Source organism: Dickeya sp. NCPPB 3274 (genome assembly GCF_000406205.1).
Classification (GTDB): domain Bacteria; phylum Pseudomonadota; class Gammaproteobacteria; order Enterobacterales; family Enterobacteriaceae; genus Dickeya; species Dickeya fangzhongdai.
Genome location: NZ_CM001979.1, coordinates 4175446 through 4195535 on the forward strand (window position 1 = coordinate 4175446; position 20090 = coordinate 4195535).

At 55.7% G+C, this 20090-nt stretch carries 17 protein-coding genes and 1 pseudogene; 10 read left to right on the forward strand and 8 right to left on the reverse strand.

Annotated features, from left to right (window positions below):
• Window positions 1–12: 12 nt before the first annotated feature.
• Window positions 13–2676, reverse strand: coding sequence for a pyruvate dehydrogenase (acetyl-transferring), homodimeric type (aceE, locus tag DXX3274_RS18630; protein ID WP_042861052.1), 2664 nt, complete (start codon window positions 2674–2676; stop codon window positions 13–15).
• A 132-nt stretch (window positions 2677–2808) separates the two neighbouring features.
• Window positions 2809–3573 (reverse strand): pyruvate dehydrogenase complex transcriptional repressor PdhR, encoded by a 765-nt coding sequence (pdhR, locus tag DXX3274_RS18635; RefSeq protein ID WP_038665766.1) that lies wholly within the window; start codon window positions 3571–3573, stop codon window positions 2809–2811.
• A 647-nt stretch (window positions 3574–4220) separates the two neighbouring features.
• Here pdhR and DXX3274_RS18640 point away from each other — a divergent pair.
• The gene (locus DXX3274_RS18640; protein WP_042861053.1) at window positions 4221–5567 is read left to right on the forward strand and encodes an amino acid permease; all 1347 of its coding nucleotides are present in this window, start codon (window positions 4221–4223) and stop codon (window positions 5565–5567) included.
• A 59-nt stretch (window positions 5568–5626) separates the two neighbouring features.
• On the opposite strand, the gene ampE is transcribed toward DXX3274_RS18640, so the two are convergent.
• Complete coding sequence (gene ampE / locus DXX3274_RS18645) at window positions 5627–6481, reverse strand: beta-lactamase regulator AmpE (protein WP_038665760.1); 855 nt, start codon at window positions 6479–6481, stop codon at window positions 5627–5629.
• Between the two features lie 6 nt (window positions 6482–6487).
• On the reverse strand, window positions 6488–7048 hold the full coding sequence (ampD, locus tag DXX3274_RS18650) for a 1,6-anhydro-N-acetylmuramyl-L-alanine amidase AmpD (protein ID WP_042861055.1): 561 nt from the start codon (window positions 7046–7048) through the stop codon (window positions 6488–6490).
• Between the two features lie 439 nt (window positions 7049–7487).
• Here ampD and DXX3274_RS18655 point away from each other — a divergent pair, with 439 nt between their 5' ends.
• The 5 genes and pseudogenes from DXX3274_RS18655 (at window position 7488) to hofC (ending at window position 12732) form a co-directional block, all read left to right on the forward strand.
• Complete coding sequence (locus tag DXX3274_RS18655; protein WP_042861056.1) at window positions 7488–8351, forward strand: nucleoside-specific channel-forming protein Tsx; 864 nt, start codon at window positions 7488–7490, stop codon at window positions 8349–8351.
• Window positions 8352–8493: 142 nt separating this feature from the next.
• Complete coding sequence (gene nadC, locus DXX3274_RS18660) at window positions 8494–9384, forward strand: carboxylating nicotinate-nucleotide diphosphorylase (RefSeq protein WP_042862216.1); 891 nt, start codon at window positions 8494–8496, stop codon at window positions 9382–9384.
• Between the two features lie 261 nt (window positions 9385–9645).
• A complete protein-coding gene (gene ppdD, locus DXX3274_RS18665; RefSeq protein WP_042861057.1) occupies window positions 9646–10089 on the forward strand; it encodes a prepilin peptidase-dependent pilin in 444 nt (147 codons plus the stop codon).
• Window positions 10090–10094: 5 nt separating this feature from the next.
• A pseudogene (gspE, locus tag DXX3274_RS18670) lies at window positions 10095–11517 on the forward strand (type II secretion system protein GspE).
• Between the two features lie 9 nt (window positions 11518–11526).
• On the forward strand, window positions 11527–12732 hold the full coding sequence (gene hofC, locus DXX3274_RS18675; protein WP_042862217.1) for a protein transport protein HofC: 1206 nt from the start codon (window positions 11527–11529) through the stop codon (window positions 12730–12732).
• Between the two features lie 110 nt (window positions 12733–12842).
• Here the strand turns inward: hofC and DXX3274_RS18680 are convergent, their stop codons facing one another.
• Entirely contained in the window at window positions 12843–13883 is a 1041-nt protein-coding gene (locus tag DXX3274_RS18680; protein WP_042861058.1) for a GMP reductase, read from the reverse strand.
• Between the two features lie 165 nt (window positions 13884–14048).
• Here DXX3274_RS18680 and coaE point away from each other — a divergent pair, with 165 nt between their 5' ends.
• The 3 genes from coaE to yacG are packed head-to-tail and all read left to right on the forward strand — an operon-like array spanning window position 14049 to window position 15646.
• On the forward strand, window positions 14049–14675 hold the full coding sequence (coaE, locus tag DXX3274_RS18685) for a dephospho-CoA kinase (RefSeq protein ID WP_038665742.1): 627 nt from the start codon (window positions 14049–14051) through the stop codon (window positions 14673–14675).
• Window positions 14668–15417, forward strand: coding sequence for a cell division protein ZapD (zapD, locus tag DXX3274_RS18690; protein ID WP_042861059.1), 750 nt, complete (start codon window positions 14668–14670; stop codon window positions 15415–15417). The genes coaE and zapD overlap by 8 nt, the downstream gene beginning before the upstream one ends.
• 43 nt (window positions 15418–15460) lie before the next feature.
• Complete coding sequence (yacG, locus tag DXX3274_RS18695) at window positions 15461–15646, forward strand: DNA gyrase inhibitor YacG (protein ID WP_042861060.1); 186 nt, start codon at window positions 15461–15463, stop codon at window positions 15644–15646.
• Window positions 15647–15774: 128 nt separating this feature from the next.
• Here yacG and mutT read toward each other — a convergent pair whose 3' ends face one another.
• From mutT to secM, 3 genes are all read right to left on the reverse strand, one after another.
• Window positions 15775–16176 (reverse strand): 8-oxo-dGTP diphosphatase MutT, encoded by a 402-nt coding sequence (mutT, locus tag DXX3274_RS18700; RefSeq protein ID WP_084478828.1) that lies wholly within the window; start codon window positions 16174–16176, stop codon window positions 15775–15777.
• 69 nt (window positions 16177–16245) lie between these two features.
• The gene (secA, locus tag DXX3274_RS18705) at window positions 16246–18939 is read right to left on the reverse strand and encodes a preprotein translocase subunit SecA (RefSeq protein ID WP_042861063.1); all 2694 of its coding nucleotides are present in this window, start codon (window positions 18937–18939) and stop codon (window positions 16246–16248) included.
• Window positions 18940–19036: 97 nt separating this feature from the next.
• On the reverse strand, window positions 19037–19537 hold the full coding sequence (gene secM / locus DXX3274_RS18710; protein ID WP_042861065.1) for a secA translation cis-regulator SecM: 501 nt from the start codon (window positions 19535–19537) through the stop codon (window positions 19037–19039).
• A 27-nt stretch (window positions 19538–19564) separates the two neighbouring features.
• Between secM and DXX3274_RS18715 the strand changes: the two genes are divergently transcribed.
• The gene (locus tag DXX3274_RS18715; protein ID WP_042861066.1) at window positions 19565–20086 is read left to right on the forward strand and encodes a DUF721 domain-containing protein; all 522 of its coding nucleotides are present in this window, start codon (window positions 19565–19567) and stop codon (window positions 20084–20086) included.
• Window positions 20087–20090 lie beyond the last annotated feature (4 nt).

Below are 20090 nucleotides of genomic sequence, written 5' to 3' on the forward strand. Positions count from 1 at the left end.
ACTCTTTCCCTCTTATGCTACGCGCGGGTTAACTTTTTCAGGGTCGATGTTGAATTTCTTGATGGCTTCAGCCACCACGGATTTTTCAACTTCACCGCGTTTAGCCAGTTCGCCCAGCGCAGCCACGACCACGTAGGACGCGTCCACTTCGAAGTGGTGACGCAGGTTTTCACGGCTGTCGGAACGCCCGAAGCCATCGGTGCCCAGTACGCGATAATCGCTAGCCGGAACGTAGGTGCGAACCTGCTCGGCAAACAGTTTCATATAGTCGGTAGACGCGACCGCCGGTGCATCGTTCATCACCTGAGCGATGTACGGTACGCGCGGAGCTTCGGTCGGGTGCAGCATGTTCCAGCGTTCGCAGTCCTGACCGTCGCGGGCCAGTTCCGTGAAGGAGGTAACGCTGTACACATCGGAACCGATGCCGTAATCCTTCGCCAGAATCTGCGAGGCTTCGCGCACGTGACGCAGGATAGAACCGGAACCCAGCAACTGAACTTTGCCTTTGCTGCCCGCCACGGTTTCCAGCTTGTAGATACCTTTGCGGATGCCTTCTTCGGCGCCCTGCGGCATAGCCGGCATGTGGTAGTTTTCGTTCAGCGTCGTGATGTAGTAGTAAACGTTTTCCTGCGCTTCGCCATACATGCGGACCAGACCGTCATGCATGATTACCGCAACTTCGTAAGCGAAAGCCGGGTCGTAGGAAATACAGTTCGGGATGGTCAGCGACTGAATGTGGCTATGACCGTCTTCATGCTGCAGACCTTCGCCGTTCAGCGTGGTACGACCGGAGGTGCCGCCGACCAGGAAGCCGCGCGCCTGCTGGTCGCCCGCCGCCCAGCACAGGTCGCCGATACGCTGGAACCCGAACATGGAGTAGTAAATGTAGAACGGGATCATCGGCAGGTTGTTGGTGCTGTAAGACGTTGCCGCCGCCAGCCAGGAAGCGCCTGCGCCCAGTTCGTTGATGCCTTCCTGCAGGATCTGACCTTTCTGGTCTTCCTTGTAGTAAGCAACCAGTTCGCGGTCCTGCGGGGTGTACTGCTGGCCGTTCGGGCTGTAGATACCGATCTGGCGGAACAGACCTTCCATACCGAAGGTACGCGCTTCGTCGGCGATGATCGGAACCAAACGGTCTTTGATCGACTGGTTCTTCAGCATCACGTTCAGAGCACGAACAAACGCGATGGTGGTGGAGATTTCTTTGGTCTGCTCTTCCAGCAGAGGACCGAAATCTTCCAGCGTCGGCAGATCCAGTTTTTCATCAAACTTCGGCTGACGGGACGGCAGGTAGCCTTCCAGCGCCTGACGACGTTCGTGCAGGTATTTGTACTCTTCGGAATCTTTGTTGAAGGTAATGAACGGCAGGTTTTCGATATCGGCGTCAGACACCGGCACATTGAAACGGTCGCGGAAGTAGCGCACGCCGTCCATGTTGATTTTCTTGACCTGGTGAGCAATGTTCTTGCCTTCGGCTGCGTCGCCCATACCGTAACCCTTGATGGTATGAGCCAGGATAACCACCGGCTTGCCTTTGGTTTCCTGCGCTTTTTTCAGTGCAGCGTAGACTTTCTTCGGATCGTGGCCACCACGGTTGAGTGCCCAAATCTGATCGTCGGTCCAGTCTTTGACCAGTGCGGCGGTTTCCGGGTATTTGCCGAAGAAGTGCTCACGCACGTAAGCGCCGTTTTTGGATTTGAAGGTCTGGTAGTCGCCGTCAACGGTTTCGTTCATCAGTTGAATCAGCTTACCACTGGTGTCTTTACGCAGCAGTTCGTCCCAACGGCCGCCCCAGATAACCTTGATTACTTCCCAGCCGGCGCCACCGAAGATGCCCTCCAGCTCGTTGATGATCTTGCCGTTGCCGGTGACCGGACCATCCAGACGCTGCAGGTTACAGTTGATGACGAACACCAGGTTGTCCAGTTTTTCACGGGTCGCGATGGTGATGGCGCCCTTGGATTCCGGCTCATCCATTTCACCGTCGCCCAGGAAAGCGTAGACAGTTTGTTTCGTGGTGTCTTTCAGACCGCGATTGTTAAGATACTTCAGGAACTTAGCCTGATAGATCGCGTTGATTGGACCCAACCCCATTGATACGGTCGGGAACTGCCAGAATTCCGGCATCAGCTTCGGATGCGGATAGGAGGACAAGCCGTTACCATGAACTTCCTGACGGAAATTGTTCATCTGATCTTCAGTCAGACGACCTTCCAGGAACGCACGCGCGTAAACCCCTGGAGAAATATGTCCCTGGAAGAACACCAAATCACCGCCGTCCTGCGCGTTGCGGGCACGGAAGAAATGGTTGAAGCACACTTCATAGAAGGTGGCGGAAGACTGGAAAGACGCCATGTGACCGCCCAGCTCCAGATCCTTTTTAGATGCACGCAGAACTGTCATGATCGCGTTCCAACGGATGGTGGAACGAATACGGCTTTCCAGATCAAGGTTACCCGGATATGCGGGCTCATCTTCAACCGCGATGGTGTTAACGTAGCTGCTGCCGGCGCTGCCCGCAGCCACTTTCACACCACCTTTGCGTGCTTCGGACAGTACCTGATCAATCAGGAACTGAGCGCGCTCAACACCTTCTTCACGGATAACCGATTCGATCGCCTGCAGCCAGTCACGCGTTTCGATCGGATCCACGTCATTGTTCAAACGTTCTGACATGGTGTATTCCTTATCTGTTTCTAATCAGTGGATTTGTCTGGAGCCTGTCTTCCTGCGTTCTGTTCCTGCCGGAGAAAGCGCAGGAAGACAGGCCCTTCGTCTTGTTACCGCACACGACCGCCACCTGGCGGTCTAATCCTTGCGTTGCTGGAGCCGGCGCAACGAGCGTTCCCGCCGACTATGTTCCCGGTTAAGTTCCAGCAGTACTTCCTCAATAAATGCCAGATGGCGATGTGATGCTTCGCGCGCCTTTTCCGGCTCGCGGGCGACAATCGCCTCAAAAATCCTGGCACGATGGCTACTCACCTGCGTCAGGACTTCACGACTCAGATAAAGCAACTCAAAATTCTGTCTGACGTTCTGTTCGAGCATCGGTCCCATACAGCGTAACAGGTGCAACAGCACTACGTTATGCGTGGCCTCGGTCACCGCCACCTGGTAGTGCATGACGGCCTCGGATTCCCCTTCCAGGTCACTGGCTTCGCGCGCGGTTTCAATCTGGGCATGGCAATCGCGGATGCGCTGCAGATCTTCTTCAGTGCCGCGTAACGCAGCGTAGTAAGCGGCGATCCCTTCCAGGGCATGACGGGTTTCGAGGAGGTCGAACTGAGATTCGGGGTGATTACTCAACAGTTCCGCCAGCGGATCGCTAACGCTCTGCCAGAGGTTGTTCTGCACAAAGGTGCCGCCGCCCTGACGGCGCAACAGCAAACCTTTGGCTTCCAACCGTTGAATCGCCTCGCGCAGCGAGGGACGGGAAACATCAAACTGTTTTGCCAGTTCGCGTTCCGGCGGCAGTTTCTCACCGGGGCGCAAGGTTCCCTCAAGGATCAGAAACTCCAGTTGCTGTTCAATCACATCTGACAGTTTGGGCTGACGGATCTTGCTGTAGGCCATGTGGATTCTTCCCGGCGAAAAAGCGCGGAGTCAATTGGTAATACCAATTTTAAAAACGTGACGCACAAAGTAACAAAGTATTCACCTTCTGTCCATACGGACGTTGTGCGAAATCACCAATCACCTCACTTTTTAACAAATGCCCATAATCTTGCGGCAAAAGCACGAATCGGTCAGTGGTATGACCATTCTTGAAGCCCGGACGTTTTAACTTTTTTGAAACCCTAATCAGGCAAAGCTGAACCGTTCAACCTGCAACAATTAGCAATTTTATTCAAAATAAAAGAATAAAAATTCAAAACAGTGATGACCCGTCATCGTCTTATTCAGCAATATCCCTAACCTATCGCAACTGTATGACATGGATAAGGCAACCTCGCCGGTTCCTGTCCACGCCACGATAAAATAGCAACCTCACACCGTACAAATGACGGCGATCATGACATCACACTTTTATGTCGTGTCTCGCAAGAAATCAGTGCAATTCTCTGCGCTTATCACTATTCTCTGACGCGCGATAGCGTTGGCGGCGATTTAGGTTTGTCAACGTCGTAAATATAAAATTACACATACGTAAAAAGACAAACGCCAGCCCGCACCACACCGTCGGTGAACGGTTTGTCTTTTCATCGGCAGAGGGTAAAAGTATGCAAGATCAACAAGACGGTACGCTGCAACGCGGCCTGAAAAACCGTCACATACAGTTGATTGCTCTGGGGGGTGCGGTCGGTACCGGGCTGTTTCTTGGTATCGCGCAAACGATCAAAATGGCCGGGCCGTCCGTCCTGCTGGGTTATGCGATCGGCGGTCTGATCGCGTTTTTCATCATGCGCCAGTTGGGCGAAATGGTGGTGGAAGAGCCGGTTGCCGGTTCGTTCAGCCACTTTGCCTATAAATACTGGGGTAACTTCGCGGGTTTCGCTTCCGGCTGGAACTACTGGGTGCTCTATGTGCTGGTGGCGATGGCGGAACTGAGCGCCGTCGGCATCTACGTTCAATACTGGTGGCCGGGTATTCCCACCTGGGTTTCCGCTGCGGTGTTCTTTGTGCTGATTAACGCCATTAACCTCGCCAATGTGAAAATGTACGGCGAACTGGAATTCTGGTTTGCGATTATCAAGGTAGTGGCGATTGTCGGCATGATCGCGTTCGGCGGCTGGCTGCTGATGAGCGGTCACGGCGGACCGGAAGCCACCATCACCAATCTCTGGGCGCAAGGCGGTTTCTTCCCCAACGGCGTCGTCGGTCTGGTTATGGCGATGGCGGTGATTATGTTCTCTTTCGGCGGGCTGGAGCTGGTGGGTATTACCGCCGCAGAAGCGGACAAACCGGAAGAAAGCATTCCCCGCGCCACCAACCAGGTTATCTATCGCATCCTGATTTTCTATATCGGCTCACTGACCGTTCTGCTGTCGCTCTATCCGTGGGGTAAAGTGGTGGAAGGCGGTAGCCCGTTCGTGATGATTTTCCATGCGCTGAATAGTGAGCTGGTCGCCAATATCCTGAATATCGTGGTGCTGACGGCGGCGCTGTCGGTTTACAACAGCTGCGTCTACTGCAACAGCCGCATGCTGTACGGTTTGGCTAAACAGGGGAATGGCCCGCAATCGCTGCTGAAAGTCGACCGTCGCGGCGTGCCGGTGGTGGCGATTGGCATTTCCGCGCTGGCAACCGCGCTGTGTGTGCTGATCAACTATGTGTTGCCCGGCAAAGCGTTTGAACTGCTGATGGCGCTGGTGGTGTCCGCCCTGGTCATCAACTGGGCGATGATCAGTCTGGCGCACCTGAAATTCCGCGCCAGTAAAGAACGCGAAGGGGTACAGACCCGCTTCAAAGCGCTGTGGTTCCCGTTCGGCAACTACCTGTGCCTGGCTTTTATGGCCGGTATTCTGGTGATCATGTACCTGACGCCGGGAATCCAGATCTCCGTCTTGCTGATCCCGGTCTGGCTGGCGGTGCTGGGCATCGGCTATCGTTTCAAAAAGCGTCGTTAATCCGCAACGCAACTATCATGGCCGCGTCGGCGGCCATGATGTTTTCACCTTGCCGCGCGTTATACCAACGTACCGTAGATAGTCAGCAACGCTACGACGACAACCAGCACCAGCGTTACCTTCTTCGCCAGCGACACCGCCGCCCTCGGTGTGGAAATCGGATCGCTATGCGTCTCCCGCTCCAGTGAAAATTGCGCCAGTTGCGTCAGTACCCAGTATTGGGAAGAACGCACGTCCATCATCGCGGCAAACCAGGCCGGCAGCGCCTTCTCGCCATGCCCCAGCAGCGCATAAGCCGCGCCGGCCAACCGCACCGGGATCCAGTCCAGCCAGTGCAATAAAGTATCGACGCCGGAATTTGCCCGCTCCAGCGGCGTGTGATGCCGGGCCAGGCAGCACTGCCGTGCGCGCAACACCGCGTAACCGACCAGCGCCACCGGGCCATAAGGGCCGGCAGCCACAAACCAGAACAACGGCGCCAGATAAAAGCGGAAATTCAGCCATAGCAACGCGTTCTGCAATTCCCTTAGCCGTTCACGTTCGCTGGCATCCAGCGGCAGGCCGTGAATCAGCGCCAGTTCCTCGGCCATTTCCCGGCAGGCGTTCGCTTCGCCGCGCTGGGCGGCCTGAATATAGCGATGATAGTGCTGCCGCGTTTCCCCGGCACCGATGCACAGCAACCCAACCGCAATCCATAAGAGCAACAGCGGCAAGCCAAACAGCCATCCGCTAAGCAGCCACTGCGCCGCCAGCACTATCGCCATTCCAGCGATAGTCAGCAGCAAGGTCTGTACCAGCGATGGCGCGGAAAGATGACGGAACACCCGTTCCAGATGGTGATCCAGTTGCCAATGGTCGCCACGTTTAAACAACCGCTCCCACCCCAGAACCAGCAATAGGCTAAACAACGTCATCAGTGGTTACTCCCCTTGTTCCGGCTGTGTCTGCCATAACCGTTGATACCGCGCCCAGTCGAACATGGGACCGGGGTCGGTCTTGCGTCCCGGCGCGATATCGCTATGTCCGGTAATGCGTTTCGGCGTAATGCCATAGGTTGCGCTCAACAGGCGAGTCACTTCCGCCAGCCGGGCATACTGTTCAGTGGTAAACGGCAGCGTATCGGTGCCTTCCAGTTCAATGCCGATGGCGAAATCGTTACAACGCTCCCGTCCTTCAAACTGCGACACCCCGGCATGCCAGGCCCGCTGACCGAACGCCACGTACTGTACGATTTCACCGTCGCGGCGGATCAGGCAGTGCGCCGACACCCGCAGATGGCATATCGAGGCAAAATAGGGATGTTCTCCCCCATCCAGCGTACCGGTAAACAGTTGATCGATATAAGGCCCGCCGAATTCGCCCGGAGGCAGGCTGATGTTGTGAATCACCAGCAGAGAAGGCGACTCACCTTCCGGACGGTCGTCCTGATGCGGCGACAGAACGCGCCTGACGTCTGTCAGCCAGCCATGTTCCAATTCCATCAACGCTCCTTTAATCTGACCTGCCATTCAGCAAACTATCGTTGCCCATCCAGCCTGTTTATATCCGGCCCAATCCGGACAAGGCGTTACGTAATCTAACCGACTGATCGCACTGATCATGCGACCATCTTACCGCATCCATCATGTTCCTGACGTGTTAAAAAAACCATTCCGGCTTATCCGCCGGCGCCATGTCAGGATACGCACACAAATCATGATGTTCTTCTCTTCTTCTGGTATGCTGCGCCCCTTCTTTCCGACAGGCACCCGACGTGCGTGCCACAACAGGCAAACGTTTTCGTCACTGCGCATCGCCGGAAAGTTTTTCAGCACTTATGTTTGTTATCACAGTTCTATTATCACGGTCCGAATCGCTATCCGCTGACCCGGCAGGCATGCCAGTCGGCTGACAACGGTTCTGGCAATACAGAGAATCGCCATGAAAAAAATCCTTGCCGCCTGTGCACTCAGCACACTGTCATACAGTTTACCCACCCTTGCCGATGGGAATTCCCCGCAATATCTCTCCGACTGGTGGCACCAGAGCGTCAATGTGGTGGGCAGCTATCACACCCGTTTCGGACCTCAGTTAAACAATGATTTGTATCTGGAATATGAAGCTTTCGCCCATAAGGACTGGTTTGATTTCTATGGCTACGTCGACGTACCGAAAGTTTTTGGCGCCGGCAACACGCCAGATCGCGGCATCTGGGATAAAGGCTCTCCGCTGTTCATGGAGATCGAACCGCGCTTTTCCATTGATAAGCTGACCAACACCCAACTGGGCTTCGGGCCATTCAAAGAGTGGTACGTCGCCAACAACATCATTTACGATCAAGGGCAAAATAACGACTCACGCCAGAGCACCTGGTACGTAGGTCTGGGAACCGATATCAATACCGGAACAGATCTGTCGCTGTCCGCCAATATCTATGCCAAGTACCAGTGGCAAAACTACGGCGCGCCGAATGAAGATCGCTGGGATGGCTACCGCTTCAAAATCAAATACTTCTACCCGATTACCTCATTGTGGGGCGGCAAGCTGACTTATATCGGCTTCACCAACTTCGACTTCGGTTCCGATCTGGCTAATAACGCCGGTCCGTCCCGCACCAGCAATGCGATTGCCTCCAGCCATATTCTGGCGCTGAATTATGATCACTGGCACTACTCGGTAGTCGCCCGTTACTTCCATAATGGCGGCCAGTGGGCCGATGGCACCGAGCTGGATTTCGGCCGCGGTCCGTTTAATGTCCGCTCCACTGGATGGGGCTATTATCTGGTGGCCGGTTACAACTTCTGATCCTCCACCATTGCGTATCCCGGTCATGGCCGGGATACCAAAGAGTTCAAGACAATACATTGAATCACATAGATATTTAATGTAAACACCGCCTACTAATCAGCGGGTGGCACGAATTCCGGATTTCCGTCGGAGTAAAATGATGACAACACGTCGTTATAGTCAGGAACAGCGTCAGGTTGAACTGTTCAGCCGCATTGAGCTGGATATCCCCGTCAGCGTAAGTCTGGCATTACGTGAAGACCTGGGTGGCGAAGTCAACCCGGAGCACGATATCACCGCGCAGCTGTTACCAGCGGAAACGCAGGCCAACGCGGTAATCATTACCCGCGAAGCCGGCGTTTTCTGCGGGCAGCGCTGGCTTGACGAGGTGTTTCGTCAGTTGGGCGGCCACATTGCCATTGACTGGCTGGTCCGCGACGGCGACGTTCTGACGGAAAACCAGCCGCTGTGCCGTCTGCACGGCCCTTCCCGCATACTGCTGACCGGTGAACGCACCGCCCTGAATTTCCTGCAAACACTGTCCGGCGTGGCAACCGAAGTCAGCCGCTATGTAGCGCAGCTGGCAGGTACCCCTACCCGATTGCTGGACACTCGCAAAACGTTGCCCGGCCTGCGCACAGCGCTCAAATACGCGGTACTGTGCGGCGGCGGTAGCAACCACCGCCTTGGCCTGTCGGATGCGTTTCTGATTAAGGAAAACCACATTATCGCCGCCGGCTCCATCAAACAGGCCGTCGAGCAAGCCTTCCGGTTGCGTAGCGATGTGCCGGTGGAAGTCGAAGTGGAAACGCTGGATGAACTGCAGCAAGCGCTGAGCGCCGGCGCGGATATCATCATGCTGGACAACTTCACGCTGGAAAGCATCCGCGAAGCGGTAACGCTGACGCATGGCCGTGCGCTGCTGGAAGTGTCCGGCAACGTGACGCTGCAAACGTTGCCGGATTACGCCGCCACCGGCGTTGACTATATCTCGGTGGGCGCGCTGACCAAGCATGTGCAGGCGCTCGATCTGTCGATGCGTTTCAGTTAGTTCTTCTCGCTCCATCATGGCTCTACTCCATCAGCCCGGCATCTCCGGGTTGGTGGTTATCCTGCTTCCTCTCTGGCCGTTTCACTAACACATCTTTCGCTTTACCCCATCATTTTGCGAGCGAGCGCGCCTGTTTTCTGCAACCACCAATCGTTGCACTCCCGGTTTTCGTAGCGGATTCCTGATTGAAAACATGGCCGTCGCCAGCCATGCCCCTTGTCGTTATCCTGCCGCCACCAGCCACACCAGGGAACCAATAACATGACACAACAAGGATTTTCACTGATTGAACTGATGGTGGTCATTGTCATCATCGCCATCCTGAGCGCGCTGGGGATCCCGGCGTATCAGGGCTATCTGCAAAAAGCCGCCATGACCGACATGCTGCAAACCATGAGCGCTTATAAAACCGCCGTAGATCTCTGCAGCCTCAGTAACGCGGGACTGGATGGGTGCAGTGCAGGCAGCCAGGGAATTCCAACGCCAACCACATCGCGTTATGTCAGCGCGGTCACGGTCAATCAGGGCATCATTACCCTGACCGGCCAGTCGACCCTCCAGGGGCTGAGCATCGTCATGACGCCCACGCTGGATGCTCAGAACGGCGCCTCCCGTTGGACGAGAGCCTGCCAGACCGGCGCCAACGCAGATAGCCTGCGTCAGGCATGTGAAGACGTCTTTCGTTTTGACGCTACAGGCGGATGATCATCATGGCTCACAACGCGTTACAGCATGAACTGCAATTACTTTGTCGGCGCTACCACGCCCTGCTGCTGGATATGGATGAGCAGGTGGTTTCTATCGCCGTGGCAGGCCCGGTGGCGGAGGAACTGGTTGCCGCGCTGCGTTTCGCCAGTCACCGGCGAGTTCTGGTTGAGCAATGGCCCGCCGCGCGACTGGAACAGCAGCTCACGTCGCCGCAGGCCGAAGAAACCATCGCGCCTTATCAGCCCGATGCAACCATGCTCGACGAATCCGATGATGCGCCGGTGGTCCAGTTCATCAATCAGACGCTGAAACTGGCGATCCAGCGGCGCGCCTCTGATATCCATTTCGAACCGTTGCCTACCGGTTACCGCATCAGATTACGTATTGACGGGGTCTTGCATGAAATCCCGTCCGCACCGGATTCTTTGGCCGGTCGGCTGATCGCACGGCTCAAAATCATGGGAAAACTCAATATCGCCGAGCGACGTTTGCCGCAGGACGGCCAGTTCAGCCTGCGGCTGGATCAGCACGCCTACTCGCTGCGCATCGCCACGTTGCCGGTTCAGGGCGGTGAGAAAGTGGTGCTGAGAGTACTGCAGACACAGCAGCAGGCCCTGGAACTGGATGCACTGGGCCTGTCAGCCCGCGCGTTGCAGCAATTCAAACGGACGCTGAGTTTGCCGCAAGGGCTGATTCTGGTTACCGGCCCTACCGGCAGCGGCAAGACGTTCACACTGTACAGCGCTATCCGCTGGCTGAACGACGTCAGCCGTAATATTTGCAGCGTGGAGGATCCCGTTGAAATTCCGCTGGCCGGCATCAATCAAACCGCTATCCATGCCCAAAGCCAGTTGGATTTCGCCCGGGTACTGCGTGCCCTGCTGCGCCAGGATCCGGACGTGATCATGATTGGCGAAATTCGCGATGCTGAAACCGCAGAAATTGCCGTCAAAGCAGCACAAACCGGCCATCTGGTACTGTCTACCCTGCATACCAATTCCGCCGCCGACACGCTGGCCCGCCTGGGGCATCTGGGGATTCCCGGTTATCTGCTGGCTGCCGCGCTCAAGCTGGTGATAGCCCAGCGACTGGTCAGGCGATTGTGCCCACATTGCCGCCAGTTGTCCGAGGATGTCGCAACCTTGCCCGATAATCTGTGGCAAGGCCCGTTACGACAGTGGCGAGCGACAGGGTGCGAACACTGCTTCTCCGGTTACTACGGCCGTGCAGCGCTTTATGAACTGCTGCCAGTCACGCCAGCGCTTCAGCAGGCGTTGACTAGTTCCACATCATGGTCCGATAGCGGTCAGGTACGGCTACCAGCAACAGGAAACCGGGCTGCTATCCGCCGGGCTGTCGCTGGTTCACGAAGGCATCACCTCGCTGGAGGAAGTCTATCGGGTGGTGGGCGACCGTATTGAATAAGGGCGAATGATGGCGGTACAAAAACTCTATTACTGGCAAGCGCTTCGCGGTGATGGCGAATTCTGCGCCGGTGAACGCATCGGTACTAGCCGGGATGAGATTTACCAGTATCTGCTGGAGCTCGGCTACCAGCCGCTGCGCCTCAAAACCGGGCAATACCTAACGTCGCGTTACTGGCGCGGCCCCCAGCTATCGGTCATCATCCGGCAACTGGCGACATTGCTGCAGGCCGGGCTGCCATTGCTGGATGCATTAGACCTGCTGGGCCGTCAGCACGAAAAAGCAGGCTGGCGCTGCCTGTTGCAGGAAATTCGCTTACAGGTGTCCCAGGGGCGGGCATTCTCAGAAGTATTAACCGATTATCCCGCCGTCTTTCCGGTGATGTGTAGTTCGCTGGTGGCTGTCGGCGAACTGACCGGGAAACTGGATGACTGTTGCGCCCGACTGGCAAACTATCAGGAAAACCAGCGTCAACTAACCGGGAAAGTGGTCAAAGCCCTGCGCTATCCGGCCTTTGTGATTACAGTAGGGCTGCTCGTCGCACTGCTGATGTTAACGCTGGTCTTACCGGAATTCGCCGGGTTGTACGCCTCCTTTGATGCGCCGCTCCCCTGGCTGACCCGCATGATGCTGGGATTATCGGATACGCTGAGTCGTCACGGTACGTTGCTCGTCACTCTTCCCGTGGTGATATTGCTGGGCTACCGGCAGATACGCCGACAAAAAGTGGAATGGCAAAAGCGAGAGCAGCGGCTACTGTTGAAGCTGCCGCTGCTATCCACACTGGTACGAGGCCATTGCCTGAGCCAAATCTTTCATACTCTGGCAATGACGCAGCAGGCGGGATTAACGCTACCTTCCGGCCTGAGTGCCGCCGCAACACTGAATAACCCGGTTTATCGGCAATCGCTCGCTGAGATCAAAAGCCAGCTTGAACAAGGCATTCCGCTCGGACAAGCTATCCATGATGATCCCTGGCTCTATCCTGCCCCTTGCCATCAACTCGTCAGCGTCGGGGAGGAAACCGGCGCGCTGGATCAACTATTCGCCCGGCTAGCAAGCTGGTATGAGAACCATACCCGGCAATTTGCGGACACACTGACACAAACGCTGGAGCCGCTGTTGCTGGTCATCGTCGGCGGGCTGGTGGGAACATTGGTTATCGCCATGTATCTGCCGATTTTCCAGTTAGGGAATGTACTGGCAGGCGCCTAAACCCGCCAGTACATATACTCGCCATACTTCAGGTACTCGTCATACTTCAGGTTGCCGGCGCGTTAGCGTTCCTGCCACTTGAATATTTGGGGTATATCATCAGCAGGGGATCAACCGTTAAACACCCGGTTTTCCTGCTCGGCAACCCGAATGAAAGTAGTACGTTTGGTCAGTTCTTTCAGCCGCGCGGCGCCCACGTAAGTGCAGGCGGAACGCAGCCCACCGAGAATATCGCGCACGGTATGTTCTACCGGACCGCGCAACGGCAAACGCACCGTCTTGCCTTCCGCGGCACGGTAATCGGCAACGCCGCCGACATGCCGCTCCATCGCCGAGGCGGAACTCATGCCGTAAAACAGCATCATTTTGCGGCCATCTTCCTCAATGATATCGCCGCCGCTCTCTTCATGAGCCGCCAGTAACCCGCCCAGCATCACGAAGTCGGCGCCGCCGCCAAAGGCTTTGGCGACATCGCCCGGCACGCTACAGCCGCCGTCGCTGACAATCTGCCCGCCCAGCCCATGCGCGGCATCAGCGCACTCGATAACCGCCGATAACTGCGGATAACCAACGCCGGTTTTCACTCGCGTAGTACAGACCGAACCGGGACCAATACCCACTTTGACAATATCCGCCCCTGACAATAGCAGCTCTTCTACCATTTCCCCGGTTACCACGTTACCGGCACAAATCACTTTGTCCGGAAAGACTTCACGCGCCTTCTGCACAAAATTGACGAAATGCTCCGAATACCCGTTAGCCACATCAATGCAGATAAATTTCAGAGCCGGCGATAACGCCAGAATCTGCGTCATTTTCTCGAAATCACCGTCAGACGTACCGCTCGATACCATCACATGACGTAAAACGGCGTCGGGCGTACTCTCGATAAACTGCCGCCACTCGGCTACCGAATAGTGTTTGTGTACGGCGGTCAGCAGCTCAAATGACGCCAGAACCCGCGCCATCTGGAACGTACCCACCGTGTCCATGTTGGCTGCAATAATCGGCACGCCGGACCAGTCGCCGCCGGCGTGCAAAAAGGCAAACTCACGCGTCAACTCCACGTCTGATCGGCTCTTCAACGTAGAACGTTTGGGGCGGATCAGCACATCTTTAAAACCCAACTTGATATCTTCTTCAATACGCATGATAAACGACCTGATGAAGTGAGAATGATGGTCAGGGAAGGAACGGGCGATAAGCACCAATTCATAATGATCATACGCCCGAATAATCCGGCGGCAAGACTGCGATTTTCCCTCGATTTGGGCTAGAATCCGGTAAATTTACCCAGCCATTTCCAGTTGATTACCATGGCATACATCGTCGCGCTGACAGGCGGTATAGGCAGCGGAAAAAGTACGGTTGCTCAGGGCTTTGCAACGCTAGGCGCCACCATTGTCGATGCGGACGTAATCGCCCGCCAGGTGGTTTCTCCCGGGCAGCCCGCTCTGGCAGCCATTGTTGAATATTTTGGCCGGGAGATATTACAGCCAGACGGCGCGCTGAACCGAAGCGCCCTGCGAGAACGCATTTTTTCCAGCCCGGAGGACAAACGCTGGCTCAACGCCTTGCTGCATCCGTTGATCCACCAGGAGACCCGGCGTCAGTTGGCGGCCGTCACCACCCCTTATGCGTTATGGGTGGTGCCCCTGCTGGTGGAAAATCAGCTTCAGGGGCAGGCGCAGCGCATTCTGGTGGTGGATGTTCCCCTGGAGACGCAATTGCAACGCACCATGGCCCGGGATGGCGTTTCCCGCGCTCAGGCGCAAAACATTCTGGCGTCGCAGGCCAGCCGCGAACAGCGGTTAGCCTGCGCCGATGATATTATCGATAATAATAGCAATCCGAGCGTACTCGCTCCGCGGATTGCCGCTCTGCATCAGCATTATCTGGCGCTGGCTACATCCGCAACTGACAGGACGACCCATAATGAGTGACGTTTCCTCAACAGTTCTTTTTGAATATCCGCTGAATGAAAAAATGCGTACCTGGCTACGCCTGGAGTTTTTGCTGCAACAGATGTACGACAACCACGCGTTGAAGGATATTGGCGTTGCCCTGACCTTCTTCCGCGCGGTGGCGGAATTGCTGGATATTCTCGAACGCGGGGACGCCCGCCCCGACCTGCTGAAAGAGCTGGAACGTCAGCAACAAAAACTGGCGCAGTGGGCCGAATTGCCGGAAGCGGATATTGAGCGCATTAACACGCTGCGTCAGAAGCTACGAAACCTGTCGGGCGAACTGATTGCCGCTCCGCGCATGGGGCAAGGGTTGCGTGAAGACAAGTTGATCGGTATGGTTCGGCAGCGCCTGAGCCTGCCGGGCGGATGTTGCAGTTTTGACCTGCCCACACTGCATATCTGGTTACACCAGTTGCCAGAACAAAAACAGTGGCAGACCAGCATCTGGCTGGACAGTGTATCGCCGTTGAAGCGCTCGCTCGACAGCATACTGGAATTGATCCGCCATGCGGGCGCCTTCAAGGAACAAATCAGCCTTAACGGTTTCTATCAGGATAATGCGATCGACGCCGACCTGTTACGTTTACGGATTGGTCTTGAGCACCAGATCTATCCGCAAATATCTGGTCACAAGACCCGTTACGCCATCCGTTTCCTACCGCTGGATAGCGATGGGCAAATACCTGCGCGACTGGCATTCGAACTGGCTTGTTGCTAAGCGAGAGCTGTTTTCTGGAGATAACCATACCGAGGATAACAAGATGACCGTTGTAAAATGCCCCACCTGCGCCAAACCGGTGGAATGGAGCGAAAATAGCCCTTATCGGCCGTTTTGCAGCAAACGTTGCCAGTTGATCGATCTGGGGGAATGGGCCGACGAGGAAAAACGTATTCCCAGCGCGGAAGATGTATCCGACAGCGACGCCTGGAGCGAAACACAGCATTAATCCGGCATTCGCTACTAATTTTCGGCATTCGCTACTAATCCGGTATTCGCTTATTGCCATTTCGCACCGCGATTCATACCGGCTCCAGCGCATGAATCGCCGGCAGTACGGCAAACCCCGGCTGGAATTTAGGCGATATCCGCCTTCAGACGACGAATCATCTCGGCGTTGGCGGGCGGAAATTCTGCTTCATCCAGTTCGTCAGCCGTCAGCCAGCGCGAGGGTTGGCCTTCACGACCATACGGCTCGCCGCGCCATTGCTCCACCAGGAAGAAATGCAACGTAATCAGGCGTTCGCCCGCCGAAAACGTTTTGCTGTCCAGCGGTTTTGGATTGATCACCTCAATCCCCGCTTCTTCATGCAGTTCTCGCACCAGCGCCTGCTCCGGCGTTTCACCTTCTTCGACCTTGCCGCCGGGAAACTCCCATTTACCGGCCATGTGCACCCCGGCCGGGCGACAGGCGATGAAGAACTCTCGCTGCGGATTCCGGATAATCCCTACCGCCACAGATAAAGTTTTTTGCATCATTATCCTTTCAACCAGTGAAAAGGCGGTCAATGACCGCCTTTTATTTGATATATCGCTACGTTACCGGCCTTATTTCTGCAGGCGACCGTGGCACTGTTTGTATTTTTTGCCGGAGCCGCACGGGCATGGGTCGTTACGTCCGATCTTGCGATCGGCATAAGGTGAACCGGTAGCCGCTTCATCCTGATGGCTCAATTGCTGCTGACGGGCCAGACGCTCGGCTTCTTCACGGCGCTGCTGTTCCAACGCTTCGATTTCTTCCGGCATCCGCACCTGAACCTTACTCAGGGTGCTGATCACTTCATACTTGAGGCCTTCCAGCATAGCAGCAAACATGGCGAACGACTCGCGCTTGTATTCCTGTTTCGGATCTTTCTGCGCATACCCGCGCAGATGAATCCCCTGACGCAGATAGTCCATCGCCGCCAGATGTTCTTTCCACAGCGAATCCAGCGTCTGCAGCATCACGCCTTTCTCGAAGTTGCGCATGACATCGCTGCCGACCACTTCTTCCTTACGACCATACACTTCCACCGCCTGCGCGTAGATACGTTCCCGCAGCGTCTCTTCGTGCAGATCCGGCTCCTTGTCCAGCCATTCGGCGATCGGCAGTTCGAGGTCAAAGTCATTTTTCAGACGCTGTTCCAGCCCCGGAATATCCCACATTTCCTCCAGAGACTGCGGCGGGATATGGGCATCAATGGTGACCTTGAACACGTCTTCACGAATGCTGTTGATGGTTTCGCTGATATCAGATGCATCCAACAGCTCGTTGCGCTGAGTATAAATAGCGCGACGTTGGTCATTGGCCACATCATCGTACTCAAGCAGCTGTTTACGAATGTCGAAGTTACGGTTTTCCACCTTGCGTTGCGCATTGGCGATCGCCTTGGTCACCCACGGATGCTCAATCGCTTCGCCTTCCTTCATCCCCAGTTTACGCATCATGTTGGAAACGCGATCCGACGCAAAAATACGCATCAGCGCATCTTCCATCGACAGGTAAAAACGGGAAGAACCCGGGTCGCCCTGACGGCCGGAACGACCACGCAACTGGTTGTCGATACGGCGGGATTCATGACGTTCGGTGCCGATAATGTGCAGACCGCCTGCAGCCAGCACTTCATCATGACGTTGTTGCCATTCAGCTTTAATGGCGGCGATTTGGGCTTCGTCCGGATTTTCCTGTTGCGCCACTTCCGCCTGCCAGCTGCCGCCCAGCACGATATCGGTACCACGGCCCGCCATGTTGGTGGCGATGGTCACCGCTCCCGAACGCCCGGCCTGCGCCACGATATCCGCTTCCATCGCATGGAATTTAGCGTTCAGCACGTTGTGTTTGATGCCGGCGTTGGTCAGTGCATGCGATACCACTTCGGATTTTTCGATGGAAATGGTCCCCACCAGCACCGGCTGCCCCTTGGCGGTACGCTCTCTGATATCTTCAATGATGGCGCCGATTTTTTCCTGCTCGGTCATGTATACCAGATCCGGCAGATCCTTACGGATCATTGGGCGGTTGGTCGGCACGACGATAGTGTCCAGCTTATAAATCGAGCTGAATTCGAACGCTTCGGTATCTGCCGTACCGGTCATCCCGGCCAGCTTCTCATAGATACGGAAGTAGTTCTGGAAAGTGATCGAGGCCAGCGTCTGGTTCTCGTTATTGATCTTGACGTTTTCCTTGGCTTCCACCGCCTGGTGCAAACCATCGGACCAGCGACGCCCCTGCATGGTACGGCCGGTATGCTCGTCAACGATAATGACTTCATCGTCTTTCACAATGTAGTCGACGTCGCGGGTAAACAGCACATGAGCGCGCAACGCCGCCGTCACGTGGTGCATCAGCATAATGTTGGCCGGCGAATACAGCGACTCGCCTTCTTCCATAATGCCGCCGTTCACCAGCAACTCTTCGATTTTGACCAGACCGCGTTCGGTCAGGTTAACCTGACGGGCTTTCTCATCCACCGAGAAATGGCCTTCGCCCTGGAAAGTGTCAGAATCCTCTTTATCCTGACGGATCAGGTGCGGGATGATTTTGTTTACCCGCATATAAAGTTCGGAGCTGTCTTCCGCCGGACCAGAAATAATCAGCGGGGTACGCGCTTCATCGATGAGGATGGAGTCCACTTCGTCCACCAGCGCGTAATACAGTTCGCGCTGCACACGCTCTTCCGGGCTGAACGCCATGTTGTCGCGCAGGTAGTCGAAACCGTATTCGTTGTTAGTGCCGTAGGTAATATCGGCAGCGTAGGCTTCACGCTTGGCCGGCGCCGGCATACCCGGCAGGTTGATGCCGACAGTCAGCCCCAGGAATTCAAACAGCGGGCGGTTATTTTCGGCGTCACGCTGGGCCAGATAGTCGTTGACGGTCACCACATGCACGCCCCGGCCAGTCAGGGCATTGAGGTACGCCGGCAGGGTTGCGGTCAGGGTTTTACCTTCACCGGTACGCATTTCCGCGATGCAGCGCTCATTCAACACCATACCGCCGATCAGCTGTACGTCGAAGTGGCGCATGCCAAAAACACGCTTACTGGCTTCACGCACCACAGCGAAGGCTTCCGGCAGCAGCGACTCCAGGGTTTCGCCCTTCTTGATACGGTCACGAAATGCCTGAGTTTTCGCCTTCAGCTCATCGTCGGAGAGTTTCTCCATGTCCGGTTCGAGGCGATTGATCACATCCACAATTTTGCGCATACGGCGCAACGCACGGTCATTACGGCTACCGAAAACTTTGGTCAATAACTTGATTAACATAGTAATTTTAATCTCAACAATGCCAGTCCATCGATGCTGGCACGACATCAGAAAAGGAATCTACGGCTACTTGCCATAGAGCAGCATACTATCGAAGTCAGGCGCGCGGCCCGGCACGAATGCCCTGAACCTGCGCCAGCCATAGGCCGGTATGATGGGAAGGTGAAACATGAGTCGGCACCAGATCGGCACCGGCAGAAGCGTGCGGTGTCGCCTCGCGCGTCAGCAACGCATTCAGCGTTTCCAGCAATACCTGATGATGTAGCCGGGAAGCCTCCGTCGCCTCAACCACGGTAACGGGTGGCGTAAAAGCAAACGACAGGTGACGAATCACCGTGCGGATGGCATGCTGATGCCAGAAATCATTACTGAATGGCGAACGGCGACGGGAATCTTTTAATGCCGCCAGATCGGTGAGATTGAAATAAGATACGTTCGGACGACTGATCGCCGATGCGGAATTAGGTGCGGTAGAGGCATCGCGTGATTCGGTGAAGTTGGCAGGCAGGCCGAGCGTCGCCGCGACCATCCCCAGCAGCAGGTGAGGCCAGAAATAACGTCTGCCAAATTGTCGCCAACGATTTAAAATACCAATCACAAGTTTCTTTCCGTCGGAGCCTGCGTTATGCGTGATAACCGTCCACAATCACTGGAGTCATTTTTCGATGGCGCATCGCAAGCCGGATCAGGCCCGCTGCATGATATTCAACAACGTGCGCTCGCACTGCTGAAACTCAATCGGGCGGTGCATGCCCTGTTGCCGACAGCGCTGCGCTCGTACTGCCGAGTGGCCAACTATCGTCATGGTCTGCTGGTACTGGAAACCGCCGGCGCCAACTGGCTGATGCGGTTACGTTATGAACAACCTGCCCTGCTTTCCGCTCTGCGCGCACAAATACTACCATCATTGGCGGCAATCGACATCAGGATTAATCCAGCGCTGGCCGCAAAAATGCATGAAAACGAGAAAACCCATACCATTGCACCGACAGATGAAACCACGGTGACAACGACACGAATTCTCAGTGCGCAGAGTGCGGAAATATTAAAGGGGCTGGCGGAGCAAAGTCCGGAACGACTACAGAAAATATTAAAACGACTGGCTTCGCTGGCCGGAGAGAATACCAGCGAAAACCAGCCGTCATGATGTC